The sequence below is a fragment of the Streptomyces toxytricini genome (genome assembly GCF_014649915.1).
GTDB classification, from domain to species: Bacteria; Actinomycetota; Actinomycetes; order Streptomycetales; family Streptomycetaceae; genus Streptomyces; species Streptomyces toxytricini.
Genome location: NZ_BMTY01000038.1, coordinates 1 through 26,867, shown reverse-complemented (window position 1 = coordinate 26,867; position 26,867 = coordinate 1). Strand labels below are relative to the sequence as shown.

General features: G+C 75.7%; 20 protein-coding genes. 10 read left to right on the top strand and 10 right to left on the bottom strand.

The genetic code is table 11. The annotated features are described in order from the left end of the window. Positions 1–455 precede the first annotated feature (455 nt). Both IE170_RS31880 and ptsP read left to right on the top strand, forming a co-directional pair. Complete coding sequence (locus tag IE170_RS31880) at positions 456–905, top strand: PTS sugar transporter subunit IIA (protein WP_189812966.1); 450 nt, start codon at positions 456–458, stop codon at positions 903–905. 89 nt (positions 906–994) lie between these two features. Continuing rightward, positions 995–2,665 carry a phosphoenolpyruvate--protein phosphotransferase gene (gene ptsP, locus IE170_RS31875; protein ID WP_189812965.1) on the top strand — a complete coding sequence of 557 codons (1,671 nt, stop codon included), beginning with the start codon at positions 995–997 and terminating at the stop codon, positions 2,663–2,665. 93 nt (positions 2,666–2,758) lie between these two features. Here ptsP and IE170_RS31870 read toward each other — a convergent pair whose 3' ends face one another. Together IE170_RS31870 and IE170_RS31865 are read right to left on the bottom strand one after the other, a co-directional pair. Continuing rightward, positions 2,759–3,649 (bottom strand): DUF8829 domain-containing protein, encoded by an 891-nt coding sequence (locus IE170_RS31870; RefSeq protein ID WP_189812964.1) that lies wholly within the window; start codon positions 3,647–3,649, stop codon positions 2,759–2,761. 71 nt (positions 3,650–3,720) lie between these two features. After that, the gene (locus IE170_RS31865) at positions 3,721–5,703 is read right to left on the bottom strand and encodes an acetoacetate--CoA ligase (RefSeq protein ID WP_189812963.1); all 1,983 of its coding nucleotides are present in this window, start codon (positions 5,701–5,703) and stop codon (positions 3,721–3,723) included. Between the two features lie 260 nt (positions 5,704–5,963). Between IE170_RS31865 and IE170_RS31860 the strand changes: the two genes are divergently transcribed. Next, the gene (locus IE170_RS31860) at positions 5,964–8,393 is read left to right on the top strand and encodes a TIM-barrel domain-containing protein (RefSeq protein WP_189812962.1); all 2,430 of its coding nucleotides are present in this window, start codon (positions 5,964–5,966) and stop codon (positions 8,391–8,393) included. Here IE170_RS31860 and IE170_RS31855 read toward each other — a convergent pair. Further along, on the bottom strand, positions 8,384–8,893 hold the full coding sequence (locus tag IE170_RS31855) for an NUDIX domain-containing protein (RefSeq protein WP_189812961.1): 510 nt from the start codon (positions 8,891–8,893) through the stop codon (positions 8,384–8,386). The two genes, IE170_RS31860 and IE170_RS31855, sit on opposite strands and share 10 nt — an antisense overlap. A gap of 29 nt (positions 8,894–8,922) precedes the next feature. Here IE170_RS31855 and IE170_RS31850 point away from each other — a divergent pair, with 29 nt between their 5' ends. Genes IE170_RS31850 through IE170_RS31840 form a run of 3 tightly spaced genes read left to right on the top strand, consistent with a single transcriptional unit; the run spans position 8,923 to position 11,279 of the window. Then, the gene (locus tag IE170_RS31850) at positions 8,923–9,588 is read left to right on the top strand and encodes a M15 family metallopeptidase (RefSeq protein WP_223856978.1); all 666 of its coding nucleotides are present in this window, start codon (positions 8,923–8,925) and stop codon (positions 9,586–9,588) included. A 36-nt stretch (positions 9,589–9,624) separates the two neighbouring features. Further along, a complete protein-coding gene (locus IE170_RS31845; RefSeq protein ID WP_189812959.1) occupies positions 9,625–10,071 on the top strand; it encodes a Zn-ribbon domain-containing OB-fold protein in 447 nt (148 codons plus the stop codon). Then, entirely contained in the window at positions 10,068–11,279 is a 1,212-nt protein-coding gene (locus IE170_RS31840; RefSeq protein ID WP_189812958.1) for a lipid-transfer protein, read from the top strand. Before IE170_RS31845 ends, IE170_RS31840 begins: the two co-directional genes overlap by 4 nt. 137 nt (positions 11,280–11,416) lie before the next feature. Here IE170_RS31840 and IE170_RS31835 read toward each other — a convergent pair whose 3' ends face one another. The 4 genes from IE170_RS31835 to IE170_RS31820 are packed head-to-tail and all read right to left on the bottom strand — an operon-like array spanning position 11,417 to position 15,690. Continuing rightward, positions 11,417–12,040, bottom strand: a complete 624-nt coding sequence (locus IE170_RS31835; protein WP_189812957.1) for a GTP-binding protein — start codon at positions 12,038–12,040, stop codon at positions 11,417–11,419. Then, positions 12,021–12,467 (bottom strand): DUF742 domain-containing protein, encoded by a 447-nt coding sequence (locus IE170_RS31830; protein WP_223856977.1) that lies wholly within the window; start codon positions 12,465–12,467, stop codon positions 12,021–12,023. The genes IE170_RS31835 and IE170_RS31830 overlap by 20 nt, the downstream gene beginning before the upstream one ends. Positions 12,468–12,478: 11 nt before the next feature. After that, positions 12,479–12,916, bottom strand: a complete 438-nt coding sequence (locus IE170_RS31825; protein ID WP_189812956.1) for a roadblock/LC7 domain-containing protein — start codon at positions 12,914–12,916, stop codon at positions 12,479–12,481. Next, positions 12,913–15,690, bottom strand: a complete 2,778-nt coding sequence (locus IE170_RS31820) for a sensor histidine kinase (RefSeq protein WP_189812955.1) — start codon at positions 15,688–15,690, stop codon at positions 12,913–12,915. Before IE170_RS31820 ends, IE170_RS31825 begins: the two co-directional genes overlap by 4 nt. A 400-nt stretch (positions 15,691–16,090) precedes the next feature. Between IE170_RS31820 and IE170_RS33070 the strand changes: the two genes are divergently transcribed. Next, positions 16,091–16,600, top strand: coding sequence for a hypothetical protein (locus tag IE170_RS33070; protein WP_223856976.1), 510 nt, complete (start codon positions 16,091–16,093; stop codon positions 16,598–16,600). A 216-nt stretch (positions 16,601–16,816) separates the two neighbouring features. Here the strand turns inward: IE170_RS33070 and IE170_RS31810 are convergent, their stop codons facing one another. From IE170_RS31810 to IE170_RS31800, 3 genes are all read right to left on the bottom strand, one after another. Continuing rightward, a complete protein-coding gene (locus tag IE170_RS31810) occupies positions 16,817–21,475 on the bottom strand; it encodes a hypothetical protein (protein WP_189812954.1) in 4,659 nt (1,552 codons plus the stop codon). 119 nt (positions 21,476–21,594) lie between these two features. Further along, positions 21,595–22,494: a hypothetical protein gene (locus tag IE170_RS31805; RefSeq protein ID WP_189812953.1), complete on the bottom strand. Its 900-nt coding sequence runs from the start codon at positions 22,492–22,494 to the stop codon at positions 21,595–21,597. A 154-nt stretch (positions 22,495–22,648) separates the two neighbouring features. Next, the gene (locus IE170_RS31800; protein ID WP_229885362.1) at positions 22,649–24,154 is read right to left on the bottom strand and encodes a hypothetical protein; all 1,506 of its coding nucleotides are present in this window, start codon (positions 24,152–24,154) and stop codon (positions 22,649–22,651) included. A gap of 100 nt (positions 24,155–24,254) precedes the next feature. Between IE170_RS31800 and IE170_RS31795 the strand changes: the two genes are divergently transcribed. From IE170_RS31795 to IE170_RS31785, 3 genes are read left to right on the top strand one after another with little or no spacing between them, the layout of a single operon-like run. Beyond that, on the top strand, positions 24,255–25,037 hold the full coding sequence (locus IE170_RS31795) for a LamB/YcsF family protein (protein WP_223856975.1): 783 nt from the start codon (positions 24,255–24,257) through the stop codon (positions 25,035–25,037). Positions 25,038–25,083: 46 nt separating this feature from the next. Then, positions 25,084–25,701, top strand: a complete 618-nt coding sequence (locus tag IE170_RS31790) for a 5-oxoprolinase subunit B family protein (protein ID WP_189812951.1) — start codon at positions 25,084–25,086, stop codon at positions 25,699–25,701. Further along, on the top strand, positions 25,698–26,597 hold the full coding sequence (locus IE170_RS31785) for a 5-oxoprolinase subunit C family protein (protein ID WP_189812950.1): 900 nt from the start codon (positions 25,698–25,700) through the stop codon (positions 26,595–26,597). Before IE170_RS31790 ends, IE170_RS31785 begins: the two co-directional genes overlap by 4 nt. The last annotated feature ends 270 nt before the right edge of the window (positions 26,598–26,867 follow it).

Sequence of the window (26,867 nt, the reverse complement as noted above, 5' to 3'; positions counted from 1 at the left end):
TGCGTTTCCGACTCTATCAGAGTCTTTCGCGCTTCGCTTTCCGGGGTTTTCGCTTTCGCGCTTTCCCTTTCCGGCGGCTCCGACCATATCAGGGCTTTTCCCGTTCTCCGCAACTCGGCCGATTCACCTGACGGCGTGCGGCGGAGAGCTGAGATCTTGATGGAGTCAGCTTCTGAGGTGGTTGGTTCCCGACCACTCCACCGGCTGTTCGTGAGTAGTTCACGAGGGCCGTCGTGGCGGGAGTCACGACAGTAGCGCTCCCGTGGTTCACAGGCAAATCGAATCAGGCGTATGGTCTAGTCCACTACGGTGTCGGCGGACGCGCTCCCCGGCCTCCGGCAGGAGGTTCGATTCGCGCGAACCGGGACATCTCATGACATACCCTTCTGAACGTGCGCCGTCGAGGACAGTCAGTGACGGCGTGGCGACGAAGCCCCACCCCCTGGGAGGCCCCCATGACCACCGTCACGTCCCCTCTTGCCGGGCGCGCCATCGGACTCGCGGCAGTGCCCGATCCGGTGTTCTCCGGCGCGATGGTGGGTCCGGGCACCGCGATCGACCCCGTGCGTGAGGCTTCCGAGGCGGTGTCCCCCGTCGACGGTGTGGTCGTCTCCCTGCACCCGCACGCGTACGTCGTCGTCGACGGCAACGGGCACGGTGTGCTCACCCACCTCGGGATCGACACCGTCCAGCTCAACGGCGAGGGCTTCGAGCTGCTCGTCAACAAGGGCGACACCGTGACGCGCGGCCAGGCCGTCATCCGCTGGAACCCGGCGGCCGTCGAGGCGGCCGGCAAGTCGCCGATCTGCCCCGTCGTGGCACTTGAGGCCTCTGCGGAGTCCCTCGTCGATGTCGCCGAGACCGGCGACGTCGCGACCGGTGACGCCCTCTTCGGCTGGAACTGAGCCGGCCGGCAGGACGCGTCCGCCCGGCACGGGCGAGTCGGACATCCACCGCGGCGGCCGGGGCCGCCGCTCAATCGGAGACGGGTGAAATGGAGACAACGCTGCGAGGCGTCGGCGTGAGCCACGGCGTGGCCATCGGCGAGGTGCGGCACATGGGCACGGCGGTCCTGGAGCCGCCGGCCCGGCAGATCACGGCGGACGAGGCGGAGCGCGAACAGGGGCGCGCCCGCCAGGCCGTCAGTGCGGTCGCGGCCGATCTGGTCGCGCGCGGCCAGCTGGCGGGGGGCGAGGCCCAGCACGTGCTGGAGGCCCAGGCCATGATCGCGGAGGACCCCGAGCTGATGGCGGACGTCGACCGGCGGATCGCCGTCGGCAGCACCGCCGAGCGGGGGGTGTACGACGCGTTCGCCGCGTACCGGGACCTGCTGGCCGGGGCCGGCGAGTACATGGCCGGGCGCGTGGCGGACCTGGACGACGTCCGCAACAGGATCGTGGCGCGCCTGCTCGGTGTGCCGATGCCCGGTGTGCCGGACAGCAACGAGCCGTACGTGCTGATCGCGCGGGACCTGGCCCCCGCGGACACGGCGCTGCTCGACCCGGCGCTCGTCCTCGGCTTCGTCACCGAGGAGGGCGGGCCGACCAGCCACAGCGCGATCCTCGCGCGGGCGCTCGGTGTCCCGGCCGTGGTCGCGCTGCCGGGGGCCGGTGAGATCGCCGAGGGCACCGTCATCGCGGTGGACGGCTCGACCGGCGAGGTCTTCGTCGACCCGAGCAGCGGCAAGAAGGAGGAGCTGGAGGCGGCGGCCGCCGAGCGGAAGGCCGCGCTGGCCGCATCGTCCGGTCCCGGTGCCACCTCCGACGGGCACAGGGTGCCGCTGCTGGCGAACGTCGGCGGCCCGGCGGACGTGCCGGCCGCGGTGGAGGCCGGAGCCGAGGGCGTCGGCCTGTTCCGCACCGAGTTCCTCTTCCTCGACGACAGCAAGAAGGCGCCGTCGGAGGAGAAGCAGGTCGACTCCTACCGCAAGGTGCTGGAGGCGTTCCCCGAGGGCCGGGTCGTGGTGCGCGTGCTGGACGCGGGCGCGGACAAGCCGCTGGACTTCCTGACGCCGTCCGACGAGCCGAACCCGGCGCTGGGCGTGCGCGGCCTGCGCACCCTGCTGGACCACCCGGAGGTGCTCCGGACCCAGCTGACCGCGCTGGCGAAGGCAGCCGAGGGGCTGCCGGTGCACCTGGAGGTCATGGCTCCGATGGTCGCCGACCGGGCCGACGCGAAGGCGTTCGCGGACGCCTGCCGCGCCGCGGGGCTCCAGGCGAAGTTCGGGGCGATGGTGGAGATCCCCTCCGCGGCGCTGCGGGCGCGCTCCATCCTCCAGGAGGTCGAGTTCCTGTCGCTGGGGACGAACGACCTGGCCCAGTACACGTTCGCCGCGGACCGGCAGGTGGGTGCGGTCTCCCGGCTTCAGGACCCGTGGCAGCCGGCGCTGCTCGACCTGGTCGCGCTGTCGGCGGAGGCGGCGCGGGCCGAGGGCAAGAGCTGCGGCGTGTGCGGCGAGGCCGCCTCGGATCCGCTGCTGGCCTGTGTGCTGACCGGTCTGGGCGTGACCTCCCTGTCGATGGGTGCGGCGTCGATCCCGTACGTGCGGGCGACGCTCGCCAAGTACACGCTCGCCCAGTGCGAGCGTGCCGCGGCCGCGGCGCGCGCCGCGGACAGTGCCGAGGAGGCGCGTGTGGCCGCGCAGGCGGTGCTGTCCGGCGAGTAGGCGCCGCAGGGCTCAGTGCTTGGTCGGTCGAGGGGCCCCCGCCAGTGGTGGCGGGGGTCCCTCGGCTTGTACGGACGCCCGGGCCGGGCCGGCTCAGTGGTGCGGGGGCGGGTCGTCCACCTCGAACCCGGGCCGGTAGTCGACGCCGTGCTCGGGAGCGACCGGTTCGCCGGTGTCGGGGTCGGTGCAGTAGGCGTTGAACACGGCGGCTGCTGAGAGGGGGACGAGGCCGCCTCCTTCCAGGCGCCAGCCGTGGACCCGGTCGCCGCCGCCGTCGGCGGTGGTGCGCAGGACCAGGCCTCCGGCTCCGCCCAGGGCCATGCCGGCGGCCAGCACGGTGACGAAGTCGAGGGCTTCCCGCCCCTCCGGGTCGAAGCCGGGCAGGGCGGGCGGGCCCGGTGGGCCTGCCGTCCGGGCGTGCAGCACGGCGACGAGCTGTCGGTCGCCGGTGGGGATGGAGCACACGGCGTGGTGGTGGCCGGTCCCGGCCCCGGCGACGAGGCGGGTGACCGCCGTGGCGGCCCGCTCGAACGCGGACCGGCCGATGTCCTGGCCGCAGTCGGCGCAGGTTCCGGCGCGGGCGAGGACCGCGGCCGCGTACTCCCAGGTGGCCCGGCGGGCGGCCTCGTCGACCAGGAGCGGCACCATGTCGGCGACGGGAAGGCCGGTATAGGGGAGTCCGGGGCCGGTGCCGGCGAGCTCGGCGGTGAACCGGGTGCGGGAGGCTGCCGTGTCGGGGTCGAGTCCCTGTTCGGCGCAGAAGGCGGCGTACTGCTCGGGGTCGAAGAGGGCGACCGTGGTGTGGATGCCCTGATCGGCGAGGGATTTCAGCAGGTCGTCGACGTGCCGGAGGTAGTCGCGGTGGTCGTCGAAGGTGAAGCTGCGGTAGCGGCGCATGGCCGCGAAGTCCCCGGGGTCGGCGAGCAGGCCGATCGTGCCGGGTACCTCGCGGCGCAGCGTCGTCGTCTTCCGTGTGTCTGCCATGGCTCCCCCTGGTGTGCGAACGAATGCTCACTCAGAGTAATCAGAGCCACTGACAGCGCCCGGCCGGCGCCTCAGGAGCCGGTACGGGTGCGGGCCAGCTCCTGGTAGAAGCGGAGGAGGTCGAGGTTGTCCACCGAGCCGGGGTTGACGGCCTTCTCCAGGGGTGTGCCCTGGAGCAGCCGCTTGACGGGGACCTCGATGCGCTTGCCGGTGAGGGTGTGCGGGATGGCCGGCACCTCGATGATCTCGTCGGGCACGTGCCGCGGGGAGAGCTCCTCGCGGATCGTGGCCTTGATGCGGCCCTTCAGGTCCTCGTCCAGGGTGGCGCCGGGCGCGAGGTGGACGAAGAGCGGCATCCAGTAGCCGCCGTTCGGCTCTTCCAGGCCGATGACGAGCGATTCCTTGATCTCCGGAAGGCGTTCGACGGCCTCGTAGATGTCCGCGGAGCCCATGCGGACGCCCTGCCGGTTGAGGGTGGAGTCGGAGCGGCCGTGGATCACGACGGAGCCGTGGTCGGTGATCGTGATCCAGTCGCCGTGGCGCCACACGCCCGGATAGGTCTCGAAGTAGCTGTCGCGGTAGCGGCTGCCGTCCGGGTCGTTCCAGAAGCGGACCGGCATGGACGGCATGGGGTTGGTGACGACGAGCTCGCCGACCTCGCCGGTGAGCGGCTTCCCGGACGGGTCCCAGGACTGCAGGTCGGTGCCGAGGCAGGCGGCCTGGAGCTCGCCGATGTGGACGGGGAGGGTGGGGACGGCGCCGGCGAAGCAGCTGCACACGTCCGTGCCGCCGCTGACGGAGGCGATCCACAGGTCCTCGGCGACCTCGTCGTGGAGCCAGCGGAAGCCGTCGGGCGGCAGCGGGGAGCCGGTCGTGGCGACGCACTTGACGGCGGAGAGGTCGAAGTCGCGGGAGGGGTGGACCCCGGCCTTGCGGCAGGCCATCACGTACGCGGCGGAGGTGCCGTACAGGGTGGCCCGGGTGCGCTCGGCGATCCGCCACTGGGCGCCGGTGTCGGGGTGGCCGGGGCTGCCGTCGTAGAGGACGACGGTGGTGCCGGTCAGGAGGCCGGAGACGAGGAAGTTCCACATCATCCAGCCGGTGGAGGTGTACCAGAAGAAGCGGTCCTCGGGGCCGAGGTCGCAGTGCAGGCCGAGCTGCTTGAGGTGCTCCAGGAGGATGCCGCCCTGCGACTGGACGATCGCCTTGGGCAGGCCCGTCGTGCCCGAGGAGTAGAGGACCCACAGCGGGTGGTCGAAGGGGACCGGCTCGAACGTCGGTTCGACCGGGGTGGACACCAGGTCCGACCAGGCGAGGGTGCCTTCGGGGGCGGGCGTGCCGAGCAGCGGGATGTGGACGACGGCGCGCAGCGAGGGGAGCTCGGCGCGGAGTTCTGCCACGGTGTCGCTGCGGTCGTGCTGCTTGCCGCCGTAGCGGTAGCCGTCGACGGTGAAGAGGACGACGGGTTCGACCTGCTGGAAGCGGTCGAGGACGCTGCGGGCCCCGAAGTCGGGGGCGCAGGAGGTCCAGACGCCGCCGACGGCGGCGGTCGCGAGGAGGGCGACGACCGCCTCGGGGATGTTGGGGAGGTAGCCGCTGACGCGGTCGCCTGGGCGTACGCCGAGGGCGCGCAGCTCGGCGGCGAGGGCGCCGACGCGGCCGCGGAGCTCGGCCCAGGTGACGAGGACGGGCTCGTGGGTCTCGTCGACGTGGAGCAGGGCGGCGTCGCCGGCGCGGGCGGGGTCCTCGCCGGCGCGCAGGGCGTGCTCGGCGTAGTTGAGGGTGGCGCCGGGGAACCAGCGGGCGCCGGGCATCGAGCGGTCGGCGAGGACCTGCTCGGCGGGGGTGGTGAAGCGGACGTCGAACCATTCGGCGACGGCCTGCCAGAAGGTGTCGAGTTCCTCGACGGACCAGCGGTGCAGTGCCGGGTAGCCGCCGTCCGCGGGAGCTCCGTGCCGCTCGGCCGCCCACGCCTGGAAGGCGGTGATGCGGGCCGCGGCGATCCGGTCGGGCCCCGGGGTCCAGAGGGGTTCCGGCTGGGTGGACGAGGTCATGGGTCGGCTCCCGGTCAGTGCGGCCCGCGCGTGGTGTGCACGGTGTGCCGTGGTGTCGGCGTGCAGGTGCGTGGGTGGGTGGATCGGTGCTGGTCGTTCCGTGCCGCGCGGGCGGGGTGGGCTCGCGGTGGCACACAGGGACGATGCCATGTGATCCACGTCCGCACCAGGGGTGCCCGGGGCGGGTGCGCGGGTCGTGGCAGGTGAACGGTGTCTGAACGTCCCCCGTGCGGTCGGGTCCCGGTGGCAGGGTGGGCGGCATGGACGGTCGCGATCTGGTGCGTGCGCTGAAGGGGTTCGGTACGGAGGGCGGGAGGCGGGCCTGGCGGTCGGCGCTGCGGAACCGGCGTGCGGACGCGGCGGGGCTGCCGCGGCGCGGACCCGAGCGGGCGCGGGTGCCGGGGCTGCTGGCGGGGACGGAGCCCGCGCCGGGCGGCGGGCTGCTCCGTTTCGCCCGGTCCGAGCTGCTGGTGCGGGTGACGGCGGGCGGGGCGGTGTTCTGGAGCTGGGACGGGGCTGCGGCGGCGCCTTCGTACGCCGTTCCGGGCGGCGGGCCGGAGCCGGACCCGCGGGCGGTGCTGGAGCCGGACACCGGGGGCGGCTGGCGGGTGGTGTCGCAGCGGGTGACCGTCGGCGTGTCGCGGTACGGGGCGGTGGAAGTGCGCACTCCGGGCGGGGCGGTGCTGCGGCGGGAGCTGCCGCCGCGCTGGTGGGAGCCGCACCCGGGCGGGCCGGGGGCCGCGGCCGGGCCCGGGGCGGCGGCCGGCGGGCGGTGGATGGTTCGGGCGGAGGTGGGCGCCGACGCGCGGTTCTTCGGGCTCGGCGGGCGGGCCGGCGGGCCGCGGCTGCGGGACGGTGAGTACAGGCTGTGGAACACCGACCCGGGCGGCGCCTTCGGTCCGGGTGACGACCCGCTGTACATCACGATGCCCGTGCAGCTGGTCGTGGCGGACGCGGGGACGCACCTGGTGTTCCACGACAACACCTGGGACGGGCGGGTGGTGCTGCGCGAGGGCGAGGAGGGCGCCGGGTCGGGCCCCGACCGCCCCGGGACGTGTGAGCTGCGCGTGGACGGCGGTCCGCTGCGCTGCTGGGTGCTCGTGGGCACCCCGGCGCGGGTGCTGCGGGGCTGGGCGGCGCTGACCGGTGCCCCGGCCGTCCCGCCCTCGTGGGCGCTCGGGTACCAGCACGCGCGGTGGGGATTCGGAAGCGCGGACGAGGTGCGGCGCGTGGTGGCCGGGTACGTCTCGCGGGGGCTGCCGCTGTCGGCGGTGCACCTGGACATCGACCACTACGACGGTCACCGGGTGTTCACCGTGGACCGGAAGCGCTTCCCCGATCTGCCCGGCCTCGCGCGGGAGTTGGACGGGGCCGGGGTGCGCCTCGTGTCGATCGTCGACCCGGCGGTGAAGGTGGGCGACGCGGTGCACACCGCGGGCCAGGCGGTCGGCGCGCACGGGGCGTTCGTACGGGACGCTGCGGGGCGGGAGGTGCGGGGCGAGGTGTGGCCGGGTCGGTGCGCCTATCCGGACTTCACCGATCCGCAGGTGCGGGCGTGGTGGGGCGGGCTGTACGCGGAGCGGCTCGCGCAGGGCTTCTCGGGGGTGTGGCACGACATGAACGAGCCGGTGTCGTTCGCGCCGTTCGGGGAGACGACCCTGCCCCGGTCGGCGCGGCACGCGCTGGACGGGGAGGGCGGAGACCACCGGGCCGGGCACAACGTGTACGCCCTGGGCATGGCCCGGGCCGGCTGGGAGGGCCTGGTGCGGCTGCGGCCGGGCGAGCGGCCGTTCCTCTTCTCGCGGTCGGGGTGGGCGGGCATGCAGCGGTACGGGGGCACCTGGTCGGGGGACGTCGCGACAGGGTGGGAGGGGCTGCGGGCCTCGCTGTCGCTGGTGCTGGGGCTGGGGTTGTGCGGCGTCCCGTACTCGGGGCCGGACGTGGGCGGGTTCGGGGGTTCGCCGTCGCCCGAGCTGTACCTGCGGTGGCTGCAGCTCGGCGCGTACCTGCCGCTGTTCCGGACGCATTCGGCCCTGTGGGCGGGCCGCCGGGAGCCGTGGGAGTTCGGGCCGGAGGTGGAGCGGCAGGCGGCCGCGGTGCTGGCGGAGCGGGAGCGGCTGCGGCCGTACTTCGTGACGCTGGCGCACCTGGCCCGCAGGACCGGCGCCCCGTACGTGCGGCCGCTGTGGTGGGGGGATCCGGGCGACCGGGCGCTGCGGGACTGCGAGGACGCGTTCCTGCTGGGAGACGGGCTGCTCGTCGCGCCGGTCCTGGAGCCGGGCGTGGAGCGGCGGGCGGTCCGGCTGCCGCGGGGCCGCTGGTACGACACCGCGAGCGGGGCGGCGTACGAGGGGCCCGGGCGGGTGCTGCTGGACTCGCCGGCGGGCCGGATTCCGGTACTGGCGCGGGCGGGTGCCGTGGTGGCGGTGCGCGCGGCGGACGCGGATGCGGAGGCGGGCGGCGGGGTGGTGCCGGAGGCGTGGGCGCCGGCGCCCGGGCGGGTCGGGGGCGGGGTCGTGGTCCGGGATCCGGGGCCGGGGTTCGAGCCGGGGGTGGTGGAGCGGTACGCGGTGCGGTGGTCGGGCGGCGAGGTCGTGGTGGAGGACGCGGCGGGAGCCCGGGTGGAGGGCGCGCTGGTGCGGGGCGCGGAGGCGGTGCGTCCGGCTGCGGTGCGGCCCGGTCAGGCGTAGCGGCCGGCGAACCAGGCCGCGGCGGCCCGGGTGTGAAGGGGGAAGGCCAGCTCCTCCGGGGCGCGCAGCAGGTGCCAGCCGGTGGTCTCGTCCGTCGGGGCCGGCGGGGGGAGGGCGGCCAGGGGGCGGAGCGGGAGGAGCCCGAAGAGGAGGAGGTGGCCCCCCGGGGAGCTCATGGCGTCGGCGAGGGCGACGTCGGCGGCGGGGGCGTGGATGCCGGTCTCCTCGCGCAGTTCGCGGACGACCGCTTCGCGCCAGTCCTCGCCGAAGTCCATGAAGCCGCCGGGGAGGGCGGTGCCGCCGAGGGCCGGCTCGATGGTGCGGGTGATCACGACGAGGCCGGTGCCCGCCTCGTCCTCGGCGGGGAGCAGTGCGACGGCCACCGGGAGGGGGTTGCGGTAGGTGACGGCGCCGCAGGCGGTGCAGCTGCGGGGCCAGGCGTCGCTGTCGAACAGCGTTCCGCAGGTGGAGCAGTGCGAGTCCCTCAGGTGTGCCGGCATGCGGCGATGGTAAGCCAAGGGACATGCGGATGGCGGTGGTTGCGGGGTGTCTGGCGGTGCTGGCGGGTTCGTCGCCGAGCGGGTTCGCGGCGCTGTCGGACGTCGATCCGGGCATCGGGCAGGACATGCGGTACGCGACCGGGCGCAACTTCACGGGGCGGGTGGTGGAGGGGTACGAGGAGCCGGTGTGCCTGCTCGCGAAGCCGGCGGCCGAGGCGCTGCGGCGGGCGCAGCGGGTGCTGCGGCGGCAGGGGTTCTCGCTGCTGGTGTACGACTGCTACCGGCCGCAGCGGGCGGTGGACCGGTTCGTGCGGTGGGCGCGGGACACCGGCGACCAGGCGACGAAGGCCGAGTTCTACCCGGAGGTGGACAAGTCGCGGCTGGTCGAGCTCGGTTACATCGCGGAGCGGTCGGGGCACAGCCGCGGGAGCACGGTGGACGTGACGCTGGTGCGGCTTCCCGGGCGGCGGCCGGTGGACATGGGCACGCCGTTCGACTGGTTCGGGCCGCTGTCCCACACGGACGCTCCGCAGATCGGCGGTGCCGTACGGGAGAACCGGCGGCTGCTGCGGAGGGTGCTGGAGGCGGAGGGGTTCGTGAACCTGCCCGAGGAGTGGTGGCACTTCACGCACCGGCCGGAGGCGTTCCGGGAGCAGTTCGACTTCCCCGTCGCCTTGCGCGCCGTACGCGGATGAACCCACACTTCTGACGGACCGTCAGAAGGAGGGGCTGTGGAGCGGACCCGGAAGCCGGCCGTGCCGGGGTGGTTCAGCGAGGAGGGCGGCTTCCGGCTGCTCGGGACGCGGTGCCCGGCCTGCGCGGCGGTGTTCTTCCCGCGGGAGGACGCGTACTGCCGCAATCCGCACTGCGCGGGGGGCGGTGCCATGGAGGAGGTGCCGCTGTCGCGGCGCGGCCGGGTGTGGTCCTACACCGACGGGCGGTACCGGCCGCCCGCCCCCTACCCCTCCGATCCGGAAGAGCCGTGGGAGCCGTACACGCTCCTCGCCGTGGAGCTGGAGGCGGAGGGGATGGTCGTGCTGGGGCAGGCCGTGCCCGGGGTGGGACCGGCCGACCTGGAGGTGGGCATGGAGGTCGAGGTGGTGGGCGGGGTGCTGGCCGAGGACGCGGACACCGTGTGGACCACCTGGCGCTTCCGGCCGGTGGGGGGCAGGGCATGACGGACGTGGCGGTGCTCGGCGCGGGAATGCACCCGTGGGGCAAGTGGGGGCGGAGTTTCGTCGAGTACGGGCGGGTCGCGGCGCGGGCGGCGCTCGCCGACGCCGGGCTGGAGTGGAGCGGCGTGCAGTCCGTCGTCGGCGCCGGCACCGTGCGCGGCGGCTACCCCGGCTACGTGGCGGGCGCCACCTTCGCCCGGGCCCTCGGATGGCAGGGGGCGCGCGTGGCCAGCGTGTACGCCGCGTGCGCGTCCGGCGCGCAGGCCGTCGCCGCGGCGCGGGCCCAGATCCTCGCCGGGCAGGCCGACGCGGTGCTGGTCGTCGGCGCGGACGCGGCGCCCAAGGGGTTCTTCGCCCCGGCGGGCGGGGACCGGCCCGACGACCCGGACTGGCTGCGGTTCCGGCTGCTGGGCGCGACGAACCCGGCGTACTTCGGGCTGTACGCACGCCGGCGGATGGCCGTGTACGGGGACACCGCCGAGGACTTCGCCCGGGTGAAGGTAAAGAACGCGGCGGCCGGGGCACTGAACCCGCTGGCGCGCTACCGGAAGGCGGTCACGGCCGAGGAGGTGGCCGCTTCCCCCGTGGTCGCCGACCCCCTGCGGCTGCTCGACGTCTGCGCCACCTCGGACGGGGGCGCCGCCCTGGTGCTGGGCAGCATCGAGTTCGCGCGGGCGCGGGGCGTGGCCGACCCGGTGCGGATCCGGGCGGTGTCGACGGTGACGCCGCGGTATCCGCGTACGGTCCTCGACCTGCCGGACATCGCGACCGACTCGGCCTGCGGAGCCGGCGCCGGGGCCGACGCCGGGGCCGCGAGCGCCGCCGTGCCGTTCCGGGCGTCGATCGCGCGGGCCGTGTACGAGGAGGCGGGGGTCGGCCCGGAGGACCTCTCCCTGGCCGAGGTGTACGACCTGTCCACCGCGCTGGAGCTGGAGTGGTACGAGGACATCGGCCTCTGCGGCCCGGGAGAGGGCGCGTCGCTCCTCGGGAAGGGCGCCACCGCGCTCGGCGGACGGCTGCCGGTCAATGCGAGCGGCGGGCTCGCCTCGTTCGGGGAGGCCGTGCCGGCGCAGGCCATCGCCCAGGTGTGCGAGCTGACGTGGCAGCTGCGCGGGGCGGCGGGAGCCCGCCAGGTGCCGGGGGCGCGGGTCGGGATCGCCGTGAACCAGGGGCTGTTCGGGCACGGGTCGGCGGTCGTGGCCGTGCGGTGAGCGGGGCGTGCACGGATGCTTGACGGGCCAGTGGAGCGGGTTCACACTCGCTCCACGGTCCCGAACCGTCCCCCTGCCCCCCCGTGGAAGCCGCGGCCCGTACCCCAGTCGGCGGGGGTGCGGGCCGCTCCGGCGCCTCAGCTCCCGGCGGTCAGGCTCCGCCTCCGGGCCCGGGCCGTGGACATCGCGTGCTCGACGACCCCGACCAGCACGTCCTTGACGGACTCCCGGTCGCGGGCGTCGCACAGGAGCACGGGCACGCCCGCGTCGAGGTCCAGCGCCTCCCGGACGTGCACGACGGGGTGCCGTTCGGCCCCGTCGAAGCAGTTGACCGCGACGGTGAAGGGGATCCCGCGCCGCTCGAAGTAGTCGACCGCCGCGAAGCAGTCGGCCAGCCGGCGGGTGTCGGCGAGGACCACGGCGCCCAGGGCGCCCTGCGCCAGCTCGTCCCACAGGAACCAGAAGCGGTCCTGGCCCGGGGTACCGAACAGGTACAGCACCAGGTCCTCGCGCAGGGTGATCCGCCCGAAGTCCATGGCGACGGTGGTGGTGCTCTTGCCCTCCACTCCCCCGGTGTCGTCGATGCCCGCGCCGGGCTCCGAGAGCGACTCCTCGGTGCGCAGCGGTCTGATCTCGCTCACCGCGCCGACCAGGGTGGTCTTGCCGACCCCGAAGCCGCCCGCGACGAGGATCTTCAGGGTCAGCGGCTCGACCGGGGAGACGGCGTGCATCGCACCGCGGCTAGAGCGCCCGAAGGCCATCGATCACCTCACGCAGAATGGATTCGTCGGGCAGTTCGGCCGGCGGCACCGGCCGGGTCACGTGGACCAGTTCCTCCTCGGCCAGGTCGCCGATGAGGACGCGCACCACCCCGACCGCCAGGTCGAGTTCGGCCGCGATCTCGGCGACCGACTGGGGGCGCTCCCGGCAGAGGCCGAGGATGTGGGTGTGCTCCGGGGAGAGGGTCAGCTCCCAGACCGGGTCGTCCGCCGCCGGCTCGGCGAAGACCAGCGCGATCAGGTCGAGCCGGTGTTGGCCCGCGTGGCTGGTCCGCCCGCGGGTCATCGCGTACGGGCGGACGACCGGCCCCGCTTCGTCGTCGAACCAGTGCGGCTCGTCGGGGCCGTGGGCCCGGGCGGTGTCCGCTCCGGCGGCGTGCTCCTGGTGCTCTGCGCCTGGATCGCTCATGCGGCCTCGACTCACCCTCCGGCTGGCAGTCCGGAGCGCGGGGCGGTCGACAGGTGGTCGCCGACGCGCTTGACCATGAGGGTCATCTCGTAGGCGACCTGCCCGACGTCCGAGTCGGCGTCCGAGAGGACGGCCAGGCAGCTGCCGTAGCCGGCGGCCATGACGAAGAGGAACGCCTCGTCGAGCTCGACGACGGTCTGGCGGACGCCGCCGGAGTCGAAGTGCCGGCCGACGCCCTTGGCGAGGCTGTGGAAGCCGGAGGCGACGGCGGCGAGGTGCTCGCTGTCCTCGCGGGTCAGGTCCTTGGAGCTGCCGGTGGGCAGGCCGTCGCCGGAGAGGACGACCGCCTTGCGGATGCTGCCGACCCGGTCGACGAGTTCGTCGAGCAGCCAGTTGAGCTGGCCGGAACCGCGGCTGCGGATGTCGTTGCCGGTCTGCGGTGCGGTCATCGACCGTCCCCCTCGTTCTCGTTCGCGGGACCGCGGCCGGCGCGGGAGTCCGCCCCGGTCTCGGACTGCTGTGCGTGCTTGTTGCGGCCCGCCGTCCAGCCTCGCTGGAGGGCGGACATGCGGGTGCGTACGTCTTCGGCGTCGCGCTCGGCCGGCGCCTCGGGTGCGGGCCGGGCGGGGGCCGGCGCGGGGGCGGACTTCAGCTGCGGCGCGAGGTTCGCCTGCCGGACCCGCCGGGGCAGCCCGCCGGGGCCCGTGGCCGGGGCGGTCTGCCCCGGCTGCGTCACGGGCGGCTCCGGCTCCGGCCGGTCCGTCGCGGGCGGGACCGGGGATACCGGGCGGGGCTCCACCCGGCGGCCGTGGTCGGCCACGAGCGTCGGCGTGGGGCGGCGGCGCGGCAGCGGCACCGGGCCCGAGGAGCGGGCGGCCTCGGGGCGGGGGCCGCGGACCGGCTCGGCGCGGTGGCCCTCCAGCCGGACGGGGCCGGTCGGGGCGAGGGGCTCGCGGGCCGTCCTGCGCTCGGGGTGCTGCCGGTCGGCGGGGCGCAGGCCGAGCAGGCCGCTGCGGGGCGTGCCGTGCGGGGGCGTCTCGTCGTCGAGGGTCGCCATCGCGGGGCGGCCGCCGACGCCGGTGAGGCCGGCGATGCCCGCGGCGGACTCGTCGAGGGCGGGGGCGTCGTCGGCGCCGTCGAGGCCGAGCATGCCGAGGGGGGCTTCGAGTTCGACGGGGCGGCGCCGGTCTGCGGCGGGCAGCGGCCGCCCGCCCGCTCCGTGCTGCACGGCCTGCGTGGCGTGCGCGGGCCGCTTGCCGGGGCCGGCTGGGCGGCCGTGGCGGTCGTGCTTGGCACCGCCGGGGCGCAGGCCGCCGCCTGGGGTGTCGGGGGCCTCCGTGAGCAGCGCTGCGGGCAGGAAGACCACGGCGGTGGTGCCGCCGTAGGGGCTGGGCTGGAGGACGACCTTCACGTCGTGGCGGCGGGCGAGGCGGCTGACGACGAACAGGCCGAGGCGGTCGGTGTCGGAGAGCTCGAACTCGGGGGTCTCGGCGAGGCGCAGGTTGGCGTCGAGGAGGGCTTCGGGGTTCATGCCGAGGCCGCGGTCGTGGATCTCCAGGGTGAAGCCGTTGGCGACGCGTTCGCCGTGGACCTGGACGGCGGTGTGCGGCGGCGAGAAGACGGTGGCGTTCTCCAGCAGTTCGGCGACGAGGTGGGTGACGTCGGCGACGGCGGGGCCGGCGATGCCGAGGCGGGGCAGCCGGCGGACCTCGATGCGCTCGTAGTCCTCGACCTCGGCGACGGCGGCGCGGACGACGTCCATCAGCTGCACGGGGCGGCGCCACTGGCGGGAGGGGGCCGCGCCGGAGAGGATCACGAGGCCCTCGGCGTGGCGGCGCATGCGGGTGGTCATGTGGTCGAGGCGGAAGAGGTCGGCGAGCTCCTCGGCGTCCTCGGTGCGCCGCTCCATGGTGTCGAGCAGGGTGAGCTGGCGGTGCAGCAGGACCTGGTTGCGGCGGGCGAGGTTGACGAAGACCTCGGAGACGCCCTTGCGGAGCTCGGCCTGCTTGACGGCGGCTTCGACGGCGGCGCGCTGGAGGGTGTTGAGGGCCAGGCCGACCTGGCCGACCTCGTCCTTCTCGTACTGCAGGCGGGGGGCCTCGGTCTCGACGTCGACGTGCTCGCCGGCGGCGAGGCGGCGCATGACGGCGGGGAGGCGGACGCCGGAGACCTCGTGGGCCTCCTTGCGCAGCCGGGACAGGTCGCGGATCAGGTCGCGTCCGATGCGGACGGACATGAAGAGGGAGACGAGCAGCGCGAAGAAGCCGAGGACGCCGGCGACGGCGGCCTGGACGAGGACGGTGACGGCGACGGGCTCGACGCGCTCCTGGTAGCGGTCGCCGGCGGCGGTGCCCATGGTGGCGAGGTCGTCGAGGACCTTGGCGGCGGCCTCGTCCCACTGGGCGGCGGTGATGCTGCGGGGGTTCTTGCCGGGGCCGCCGGAGAGGAAGCGCTCCTCCGCGTCGCGCAGGGGCTTGGTGTCGGGCCCGCTCCAGTACGTCTCGAAGGCGTCCCGCTCGGCGGGGGGCAGGATCGCGAGGTTGAAGGAGTACAGCAGGCGCCGGTTCGCGGCGAGGTCGGAGACTTGGCGCAGGTCGGCGGGGCCGACGTTGCGGGCGGCGAGGGCGGAGGCGATGACGGCGTCCTCGCGGGAGAGGGTCTCGCGGGCGCGGGTGATGCCGACGAGGGCGCGGCCCTGCTTGTCCATCTCCACGTTCTCCAGGGCGTGGAGGTTCATCAGGAAGTCGTAGCAGGGGTCGACGAGGCTGCTGTACATCTCCAGCGCCTGATTGGGGTCCAGGGTGTTCTGGTCGACGGAGCGGCGCAGGGTGCCGATGCCGTTCAGGGCGTCGAGGATGGAGGTCAGGCGCTGGTTGGCGGCCGGCGAGAGCTCTTCGACGACCTCGGGGTCGCGGGCGTTCCTGCTGATGCGGTCGACGAGCTGGTCGGTGGCGGCGCGGCGCTTGGCGAGCTCGGCGGTGGCGGCGGAGGCGCGGGGGTCGCCGATGACGACGAGGGTCTGGCGGCGTTCCTTCTGCAGGACGCGGACGACGTCCTCGATGGGGTAGCCGACCTTGTCGATGACGTAGGCGACGTCGAGGAGTTGCAAGGCCTGGCGGCCGGTGACGACGGTGGAGAAGCCCCAGAGGGCGGTGAGGGAGACGAGCGGCACGAGCAGCAGCGCCACGATCTTCCGGCGGATGGACTTCCCGCGAAAGCGCATGGCCTCCCCAGCCTCCCCAGCTCAACCCCCTTTGCGGGGATTGGTGTTCCGTCACTCAAACGGCGTGAGCCTACTACTGCTGCGCGACGCCTTCGAAGGCGTGTCCGGACGTTTTCGGCCTGCCGCCCGGGCGAAGATCACGAGTTGTCCGATACCTCCGGGCAACTGCGTTCCGATATGCGGCAGATGGCACTCGGTGGGGGGTCGGTCCCCGGGGCGGCACGGATGGCTGGAAGTATTCGTTCCGGCGTGCTCGGCGGTGCGGGTGAAAGTCCGCGATCCGGGAATCTCCCGGGGCCGGTGCACGTCTACCTGTTCGAGGGGTTTTCGCCGGGTGCGTCGTCCGGCCCTGCGCGGGCAGGGTAGACATCACCGGCAGTGCGAGGGGAGGGAGCGCCCCATGGGGACGTACGAGGACACGGGCGCGGGAGCGTCGGTGCGCGCAGGGGCGGTGCACGCAGGGGCGGGTGCGGCCGGCGGGCCGCGGCGCGGGCTGTGGCAGGAGGAGCCGGCCCGGCGTCGCCGGCTGCCGGACCCGGTGCGGGAGTCGGCGGTCCGGGCGGTGCTGATCGTGGCGGTCACGCTGACCGCCGCGACGATCGCGTTCTTCCTGACGATCACGGGATCGTGGCTGGCCCTGCCGATGGTGCTGGCCGCGATAGCCGGAACCGTGGTCGCCACGTGGGGCGTGCTGGACGTGATCATCACGCGGCAGATCTGGAACCAGCGGTACGGGGTGGTGTCTGAACCGAGCAGCACCGCGCGGAGCCTGCGGCGCGAGAGGCGCCGGGCCCGCCGCGAGGAGCGCGCCGCCGGCCGCCGCGGGCGGGCCGGCCGGAACCGGCAGGCCGCCGCCGGTGGGCCGGCCGGCTGGGCGGAGCACATATCCGCCCGCGGCGGAGCCGGGTAGGGCCTGTCCGGCGGATCAAGGTCGGATAGGCCGCGGCGTCCGGTGCGGTGCGGCGCAAGGCGCCGGAGGGTCGCGACAGCGGAGCCATCGGGACACTCCGGCAACGCGGCGAGGGCGTCGTACCGGACGCCGCGGACCCGGCCATGATCCGCCGGACAGGCCCTGCGCGCGTGCCCGGACCGGCCGCCGACAGGCGCGGCAGCCGACCGGGCCCGGTCAGGCGCCGGCGGTCGAGCGGCGGAACATGCGGGTCGCGGTGATCTCGCCGTGGATCGCCTCGCCCTCCGCGGACTGCTGCGGCAGGCCCGGCCGCAGGTGCTCCTCGACGCTGATGTACTTCAGGCCCGCCCGCAGGTCGGCGTCGTTGCGCAGCCGGATGACCAGCGGGAACTCGGCCAGCGCCGTGGTGTCGAACAGGCCCGTGGTGTACAGGAGCTGGACGCCGAGGGCGTCCGAGACGGCCCGCTGGAGCTCCAGCAGGTACGTGGCGTTGGCGCGCCCGATGGGGTTGTCGAGGAACAGGGTGCCGGCGTGCCGGTGCTTGTCGCGGCCGCGGTCGTTGCTGCGGAGCGCGGCCATCGTGCAGTAGAGCGCGATCGCGGCGGTCAGCAGCTGCCCGCCGGAGAACACGTCGCCCATCTGGCCGACGGGGACGCGCTCGGCGCGCAGTACCGCGTCCGGCTTGAGGATCTCCACCGAGACGCCCTTGGGCTCCAGGGCCGCCTGGACGCCGCGCAGGAGCAGGGACATGCCGTCACGGCGGCCCTCGCCGAAGGCGGCGTTCTTCCTGACCGCGGAGCGGGTGGCGTCGTCGATGACCTCGCCGAGCCGCTCGGTGAGCGTGGCCTGGTCGGGCTCCTCGAAGCGGATCCGCAGGAACTCCTGGCCCGACCATTCGCCGAGGCCCTCGGGGAGCCGGGAGAGCCGCTGCGCGGAGCGGAGCGTCGCCAGGGCGGACTCGACCAGTCCGCGGAGCCGGTCGACGATGCTGTCCCGGTTGCGCTCCAACTGGGCGAGTTCGTCGGTGAGGACGCGCAGCCGCGGCGCGAAGGCCGCCGCCCAGGCCGCCGCGTGCTCGGGCAGGGCGGAGGCGGGCAGTTCGCGGATCTGCTGCCGGGCGGGGGTGCGCACCTGCTCGTAGCGGGTGGCGTTGGCGTGCCGGACGAGGACGTCGCTCGCCTCGCGGACGGCGGTCTCGGCGGCCGAGAGGTCCGCGGCGCAGCCCCGCAGCGAGCGGCGGGCCTCGGCCGCGGACTGCCGGGCCTCCTCCAGGGTCCCCGGGTGGGGCGCCGGCTCCTGCTCGTCGTCCTGCGGGGCGTGGTCGCGCAGCAGGTCCCGCAGCATCGCCGCGGTCTCGTCGAAGCCCCCGGCGCCGTCCTCGGCGGTGCGGTGGGCGCGCAGCAGGTCGGCGTGGGCGGCGCGGGCGCTCTCGACGGCGGCGGCGTGGGCGGCGAGCTGGGCGGTCGCGTTGCGCAGCATGGCCTGCGCCTGCTCGACGTCCTCGGGGACCATCTCCTCGGGGAGCTCCGTGTGGGCCTCGCCGTCGGCCGGGGCGTGCCGCTCGGCCTCGCCGCGCAGCCGGCCGAGCTGCTCGCTGGCGGCGGAGGCGCGGGTCTCCAGCATCTGGACGAGGGATTCGGCGCGGGCGGCGGCCGCCTGCCGGGAGGGGCCGTCGGCGCCGTCGGTGCCTTCGAGGAGCTGGGCGGCGCGGGTGCGGACCTTGTTGGTGAGCCGGTCGAGTTCGGCGAGGGCGGCGCTCTCGTCGGACTCGGCGCGGGCCTGCTCTGCCCGCAGGTCGGCGCCGACGCCGACCTTCTCGTAGAGCCGGGAGGCGGCCCGGTAGGCCTCGCGGAGGTCGGGCAGCGGGCGCTGCGGGGCGCCCTGGTCGGCGGCGTCCTCGGGCAGGGACTCGGGGGCGCCGGCGATCTCGGCGCGCTCGGCGCGCAGGGCGCGGGCGGTGCGCCGGGCGTCGTCGGCGGCGCGCTGTGCGGCGCGGCGGTCCTCGTCGGCGGCCCGGGCCCGCTCCAGGCACATCTCGGCGCGGGCCTCGGCTTCGGCGGCGTCGTCGGCGAGTTCGCGGACGCGGACCTGCCAGGTGGCGCGCTCGCGGAGCCGGGAGGCGAGGCCGGCGAGGATGTCGGCGGCGCGCCGGGCGCGCTGGGCGGCTTCCTGGCGTTCGTCGCGGACGCGGGCGGCGTCGGCGGCGGCCTCGTCCGCCTCGGCGCGGGCGGTGCGGGCCTCGGCGAGCTCGGCGTCGGCTTCCTGGGCGAAGGTGCGGGCCGCGTCGGCGTGTTCGGCGAGCTCGGCGAGCCGGCCGGGCGGGCATCCGGTGCGCCATGAGGCGAGGCGGGCGGCGAGCTCCCGGTCCCCGGCGAGGCGGGCGGCGAGCTCGCGGATCTCGGTGTCGCGGGCGGTGGCGCGGTCGCGGAGCGCGCGGCGCTCCTCGTCGGCGGCGTGCTCGTCGTGCATGGCCGGGTTCGGCGGGACGAGGAACACCGCGGCGGCGTCGTCGCCGGCCGGGGGGACGGGGGCGAGGAGGGCGGCGGCGGTGCCGACGGCGACCGTGGAGCGGGGCAGCAGGGCGGCCCCGGCGAGGACCTCGCGGGCGCGGGCGTGGGTGTCGGGGTCGGTGATGACGACGCCGTCGACGAGTTCGGGGCGGGCGGCGAGGACCGCGGCGTGGTCGGCGGGGTCGACGGACTGGGCGAGGTAGCGCCAGCCGGGCAGGGCGGGGATGCCGTGCTCGCCGAGGTATTCGACGGTGGCGAGGACGTCGGGGCCGGGCGGCAGCAGGCCGCCGTCGCCGAGCGCGCCGAGGATGCGGGCGTCGTCGGCTGCGGCGGTGCGCAGGTCGAACAGCTGGCGTTCGGCGGAGGCGACCGCGTCGGTGAGGAGGGTGTGCAGCTCGTCCGCGGTGCGGTCGAGGTCCTCGGCGGTGAGCCCGCCCGCCGGGGCTTCGGCCGGGGCTGCTCCTGCGGCGGGGGTGTCGCCGCCGGAGCGGGGGCCGGGCACGGGGGCCCGTCCGGGGGCCGAGGGCAGGCCGAGGAGGGCTGCCAGGCGGGGCGCGGCGGCCAGGGAGGCCGCGGCGAGCCGTTCGGCGCGGTGGGCGGCCTCGGCGGCGTCGGCGGCGTCGGCGGCGCGGGCGGCGGTGAGTTCGGCGCGGGATTCCGCGGCGGCGGCCTCGCGCGCGGTGTCGGCGGTGGCCCGGGCGGCCTCGCGGGCCGTGTCCCAGGCGGCCACGGCGGCGGCTTCGGCGTCGCTGGCGGCCAGGGCCGCGCGGGCCGGGTCGGCGTCGGGGGCGGAGTCGTCGAGCCAGCCGGCGCGGACGGCCTCGGCGGTCTCCTGCTGGACCTCGGCGAGGCGGGCCCGCAGGTGCTCGGCCTCGCTGCGGGCCCGCTGGGCGGCGGTGGCGGCGGCGGTGGCGTCGCGGTGGGCGGCCTCGCCGGCGGCCTGGAGCGCGGCGGAGCGCTCCTCCTCCTCGTTGGCGGTGCGCTCGCCCTCCTCGGCGGCGGTGTGCAGGGCGCGTACGAGGGCTGCGGCCGCGGAGGCGCGCGCGGCGAGGGCGGGCGCGGCGTCCCGCTCGGCTTCCAGGATGGCGGCGGCGACGCGGGCGGAGCGGTCGGCCGCGGCACGGTGTCGGAGCACGATCTCGGCGGCCTGCCAGGCGGCGTGCAGGGTGCGGGCCTCCAGCAGTTCGCGGCGCTGGGCGGTGGCGGCCTTCTCGGCGACGGCCAGGGCCAGCGAGGCGTGCCGGTAGGCGAGTTCGGCGGATACGGCGGCGCTGCGGCCGCGGGCGCTCTCGGCGGCGGTGACGGCGTGGGCGGCGTCGGTGACCCGCTGGGCGAGGTCGGCGGCGCGGGCCCGCTCCTCGGCGGCGCGCGCGGAGAGCCGGCGGGCGAGGGTGCGGGTGCGGCGCTCGGCGCCGGCGTGGACGTCGCGGAGCCGGGAGCGGGTCTCCGCGGCTTCGACGATCTTCCCGAGGAGGTCGACGGAGCCGGCGGTGAAGTCCCGTTCGGCCATCAGTTCGGCGCGCCGGCCGAGCTTGTTGCCGAAGCCGTGGACGAGGTCGGCGAGGCCGTCGGTGTCGCGGGTGTCGGTGACGGCGCGCAGCAGCAGGTCGGTGAAGTCGGAGTCCTTCTTCACCGCGAACAGGCCGGCGGCCTCGCCCTCGTCGGCGTTCATCTCGCGCTGGTAGCGGAAGAGCTCCGGGTCGAGGCCGAGTTCGGTGAGGTGCTCGTTCCAGCGGTCGTGGATCTCCTCGAAGTACACCTCCAGGTGCGGGTAGGCCTTGCCCGCCTCGGTGAGGGCGTCGCGGAAGCCCTTCATGGTGCGGCGGCGGCCCTGCGCGCCGGAGGCCCCCTCGACGGGCGGGCGGACGGCGGTGGACTCGGCGACCGGCAGGTTGTCCAGGCTCAGGCCGGGGCCGGGCCGGAAGGAGTACCAGGCCTCGGCGAACTTGCGGGGGTCGTTGGAGACCTGGCGGCCGCGCCATTCGCTGACCTTGCCGACGACGACGCACTCGCCGGTCTGGGTGTGCTGCCACTCCAGGGCGACGTGCCCGCAGTCGTCGGCGAGGAGGAACTTGCGCAGCACGCCGGAACTGGCCCCGCCGAGGGTGTTGCGGTGGCCGGGCAGCATCACCGAGAAGATCAGCTTGAGGAGGACGGACTTGCCGCCGCCGTTCTCCAGGAACAGCACGCCGGCGGGTGCGGGGCGGCGCGGCGGGCCTGTGGGCTCGTCCGCGAAGAACTCCGCCTGGGCGGGCGCCGGGTGGGGCACCGGCTCGCCCACTCCGCGCAGGTCGAGCACGGTGTCGGCGTAGCGTGCGCCGGCGGGCCCGATGGAGTAGAGGCGGATCCGGGACAGCTCGTACATGGCGGCGGGCTCTCGTGGTGTCTCGTGGGTGGTGGTACGGGAGGACGGGGGTCGGCGGGGCCGGGGCGGGCCGCGCCCCGGGGCGGGCGCGGGCCCGCGGGCCGGTTGAGGGCCGGGGCTCAGGCGTGGAAGGGCAGTCCGGCGTCGGGGGCGAGCTCCAGGTCGTCGCCGTCGGGCGGCGGGAGGAGGCTCGCGGTGCCGTCGCTGACGGGGACCACGCCGAGCTCCAGGAGTTCGGCCATGGCCGCGGTGCCCGCCATGTCGCGGACCTGGAGCTGGTAGCGGGGGGTGGTGCGGTAGGTGCCGCCGGAGTCGTCGCCGGTGCGCTGGAGGAATCCGGAGTCGGTGAGGAAGGCGGCGGCCTTGCCGACGATGCCGGTGGTGGACCCGGCGAGGCGGCGGGCGTCCTTGGTGGCGCCGGTGGAGCTGCGGCGGGCGTAGACGCGCCAGGCGGCCTCCAGCCCGGGGGCGTCGGAGGCCGGGTCGGTGTTCTCGCCGAGCTCCTCGGCCCGCTCCTCCAGGCGGCGGCAGGCCTGCCGGACGAAGGCGTCGACGCCGTTGACGGTGATGCGGCCGACGTAGCCGTCGTCGGCGAGGTCCTCGGGCCGGGGGAAGGCCAGCGCGGCGATGGCGAGGTGGGCCAGGCCGTGCAGGAACCGGTCGCCGGAGTCGGCGGCCGTGCGGCGGGCGTAGTCGCCCATGCGGACGGCGAAGACGGAGTCCTCGCCCGCGGTGACGGCCATGCCGGCGCGCGGGGACACCTCCAGGACGACGAGGCCGAGCCCGGTGGCGACGGCGTCGGCGAGGCGGCCGAAGGCGGGGTCCTCGCGGTAGCGGCGCAGCAGGTCGGCGTACTCGGCGTCGCGGGCGGGCTGCAGCTTGGGCTGCAGGCCGAACGCGACGAGGCGCGCCGCGTCGGCGGCGTCCGCGGGGGTGACGTGCGAGCCGGCCGAGGGGGCCGGCGCCGCCGGCGCCTCGGCCTCGCTCCACGCGGGGTGCTCGGCGTGGTGGTCGCTCACGGGTACTGCCTCTCCTGGGGTGCGGTGGTCGCGCGGGAGCGCGGTGCCGCGGGTGCGGCGGCGTGCGTCGGGCCCCGGCCGCCCCCGGCGGGTGCGGCCGGGGTCGCGGCGGACGGGCCCGGACCGGCTGGGGTGGCGGGGGCCGGCGGGGGCGTCACTGCGCCTCCGTCCGGTCGGCGGTCATCGCGGCCGCGTCCAGCAGGGCCGTGCCGACGATCAGGTCGGCGCCGCCGAACTCCGGATCGTCCAGCTCCGTTCCGTCGTCCACTGCGAACAGCAGCCGCTCCTCGCCCTGCCGGTAGGCGGTGCCGACGGCCGGGCTCGCCGCGTGGACGGCGAGCAGCGCCACCAGGTAGGGCAGGTCCGGGTCGCTGCGCCGGGCCTCCGCGAGGAGGCCCGACAGGCGCCGCGGCGCGTCGTGCGGCAGGTCCAGGAGCTCGGTGGCGGCGGCGAGCTGCTCCTCGCTGAAGCGGCTGTCGTCCGGAGTGGCGATCAGGTCGGGTTCGGGCATCTCCGCGCCGAGGTGCTCCCGCTCCACGGGCGGCGTCAGCAGCAGCTCCACCAGGTCCGCGACGCGTACGGACACCGGCGTGCGCAGGCCCGTGCCCGCCGCGAAGAACGCGTCGGTGACGCGCCTCGCGTCGGCGACCGGCAGCGGCAGCACCGGGGCCACCAGCTGCCCGTACAGGTCGATGCCGGACCGCGGCGCGGGCGCCGCGAACGCCTGCCGGTCCTGCTCCGCCCGGAACAGGGGGCCGGCGTCCAACAGCCGGGACTGGAGCTGGGTGTGGCGGCGGATGCAGTCCTTGACGATGTCGACGAGCTCGGCGGCCCGCCGCTTGTTCTCCGGCTCCTCGGCCTCGTCGCGTGCCTTGCGGATGTTCGTCAGGATCGCGTTCTCGTGCCGGTAGCGGTCCGCGACGTGGTCGAGGGCCTCCTCGATCATGTCGGGCACGGACCGCAGCCAGTCCACCGCCCGCACGTTGCGCCGCGTCGCCTCCAGGGTGCGGCGCAGCGTCTCCGCGTACTGCACGGTGCGGTAGCGGGCCTGCTCGGCGGCGAGCTGGGCGTCCGCGAGGCGGCCGCGGCTGACGAGGACCTCCAGCTTCACCTCGGCCGCGATCTGGGCGCTGGTGACGTCGGTGTCGAGGGCGCCCACCAGGACGTTGACGGCCTCGTCCGTGGTGCGTAGGTAGACGCCGCCCCCGTAGCCGGGGACCTCCTCGATCAGCTTGAAGTCGTAGTCGCGCCGGACGTACGCCCCGTCCGGGCCGAACGTGCCGTAGATCGCGCGGAAGCCGCGGTCGACGCTGCCGACGTTGACCAGGTTCTCCAGCACCCAGCGCGCCACCCGCTCGTGCTCGGCGGCGGGCCGCTCGGGGGCCTGGGCCGCGATGCGCGGCAGCAGCCTGGCCACTATCTGCTCGTGGTCGGCGCCGGTGTCGAAGTCCATGTGCAGCGTGACCAGGTCGATCGCGGCGAGCGCGATCTCCGCCATCGCGTACGTGCCGTACTCGCCGGCGAGGTTCGCCTTGCGGACGTCGAGGTCGTGGAGCGGGGCGGTGCAGGCGAGCGCGCGCAGCCGCCGGGCCAGGCCCTCGTCGGCGGCCGGGCCCGGCGCCGGGGACGGAAGGGTCTTCGCCGGGGCGGGGAGAGTCACGGACAAAGATTAGGCGCTCGCAGGGACAACATCCCAAACGGCATGGTTCGGCATGATCGGTCCCGGTCCCGCCGGGCGGGCGTTGTTCTAGGCTCACGCCATGGCATCCATGATCACACGTGCGGTCGACCTCAACGCCGACCTGGGCGAGGGCTTCGGACGCTGGACGCTCACCGACGACGAGGCGCTGCTGTCCGTCGTCACCAGCGCCAACGTGGCGTGCGGGTTCCACGCCGGGGACCCGTCGATCATGCGGAGGGTCTGCGAGCTGGCCTCCGCGCGCGGCGTGCGGATCGGGGCGCAGGTCTCCTACCGGGACCTGGCCGGGTTCGGGCGCAGGTCGATGGACGTGCCGCCCGGCGAGCTGGCCGACGAGATCGCCTACCAGATCGGGGCGCTGGAGGTCTTCGCACGCGCGGCCGGCTCCCGCGTGTCGTACGTCAAACCGCACGGCGCGCTCTACAACCGCACCGTCCACGACGCCGCCCAGGCCGCCGCGGTAGCCGCAGGGGTCCGCACCGCGGCCGGACCGGACGCGGACCTGCCGGTGCTCGGGCTGCCGGGGTCGCGGCTCTTGGCCGCGGCCGCGGACGCCGGCCTGACGCCCGTACCGGAGGCGTTCGCCGACCGGGCCTACACCCCGGCCGGGACGCTGGTACCGCGCGGCGAGCCCGGCGCCGTCCTCCACGACCCCGACACGGTCGTCGCCCGCGCCGTCGCCATGGCCGCGGAGGGCGCCGTCCCCGCTGCCGACGGCACCCGCGTCCCCGTCGCCGCGCGCTCCCTGTGCGTGCACGGCGACACCCCGGGCGCGGCCGCGCTCGCCCGGCGGGTGCGCGAGGCGCTCACCGCCGCCGGGATCCGCGTCGAGGCCTTCGCATGACCCGCACCGCCGCACACCGGGCCCGGCCTGGCCGGGCGGGCGCGCCGTGAGGGCCCTCGTCGTCGGCGTCGAAGCGGTGCTCGTCGAGGTCGGCACCGCCGCCGAGGCGGCCGCCCTCCACGCGGAGGTGCTGCGCCGGCGCGCCGCCGGCGAGCTGGGCCCCGTACGGGACGTGGTGCCCGCGGCGCGGACCGTGCTCCTGGACGGCGTACGGGACCCGGGGGCGCTCGCCGCGCGGATCACCGCCTGGCGGGTGCCGCCGCTCGCGGAGGAGGAGGGCCCGCTGGTCACCGTCCCCGTCCGCTACGACGGGCCCGACCTGGCCGACGTCGCCCGGCTGTGGCGGGTCGCGGAGCGGGACGTCGCCGAGGTCGTCGGATCCGTCGTCTTCCGGGTGGCGTTCTGCGGCTTCGCACCCGGCTTCGGCTACCTGACGGGGCTCCCCGAACGCTTCCACCCGCCCCGGCGGGCCACCCCGCGCACCGCCGTCCCCGCCGGCTCCCTCGCGCTGGCCGGCGAGTACGCCGGGGTGTACCCGCGCTCCTCCCCCGGCGGCTGGCAGCTCATCGGCACCACCGACGCCGTGGTGTGGGACCCGCTGCGGGAACCGGCGGCACTGTTCGCACCCGGGACGCGGGTGCGGTTCGAGGAGGCGGGCGCATGACCGGAACCGGCGGCGGGCTGTGGCTGGAGGTGCTGCGCCCTGGGGCGCTGACCACCCTCCAGGACCGGGGCCGACCGGGCCGCGCCCACCTGGGCGTGCCGCGCTCGGGCGCCCTCGACGCGGAGGCGTACGCCCTGGCCAACCGGCTGCTGGGCAACCGACCGGACGCCGCTGTCCTGGAGACGACGCTGGACGGCGTCACGCTGCGGGCAGGCGGGCCCCCCGGGTCGGCGGTGGTCGTGGCGGTCACGGGCGCGCCGTGTCCTGTACGGGTGTCCGGCCGGCCGGTGGCCTGGGGGGAACCGGTCCGCGTCCCGGCAGGGGCGGAGCTGGACGTCGGCCGGGCGGAGTCGGGAGTGCGCGGCTACGTCGCGGTGCGGGGAGGCTTCGCAGTCCAGCCGGTCCTCGGCAGTCGCTCGACGGACCTGCTGTCCGGGCTGGGCCCCCCGCTCCCGGCGCCGGGCACGCTCCTGCCGGTCGGCCCTCCCGGCCCGGATCCCGTCCGCGGCGCCGACACCCTGAGAGTCCCCGCGCCCCCCGCCGAACTGGTGCTGCCCCTCAGGCCGGGCCCGCGGGCCGACTGGTTCACCCCGGCTTCGCTGTCCGCGCTGTGGCGCTCGCCGTACCGGGTGTCCCCGGAGTCGAACCGCATCGGCCTCCGCACGGAGGCGGGCCCCAGGCTCACCCGCACGCGCGGCGGCGAACTCCCGAGCGAGGGCATGGTCCTGGGCGCGGTCCAGGTCCCCCCGGACGGCCTCCCGGTGGTCTTCCTGGCCGACCATCCGGTGACGGGCGGCTACCCGGTGGTGGGCGTGGTCCCGCCGGGACGGGCTCTGAACGCGGCGGCCCAGGCCAGACCGGGCACGCCGGTGCGGTTCGTGGCGGCGGGATGGTAGAGGCGCGGCGGGGGGGCCGGGAGCGTAAGGCGACGGCGGGGGTGGGGTTTGGCGGTAGCCGATTGGTCGGGGCCGGACGGCGACGACGGGGGGGGGAGGTTGGCCGAAGCCAACCGGTCGGGGCCGGACGGCGACGACGGGGGTGAGGTTGGCGGAAGCCAACCGGTCGGAGCCGGACGGCGACGACGGGGGTGAGGTTGGCGGAAGCCAACCGGTCGAGGCCGGACGGCGACGACGGGGGGAGGTTGGCGGAAGCCAACCGGTCGAGGC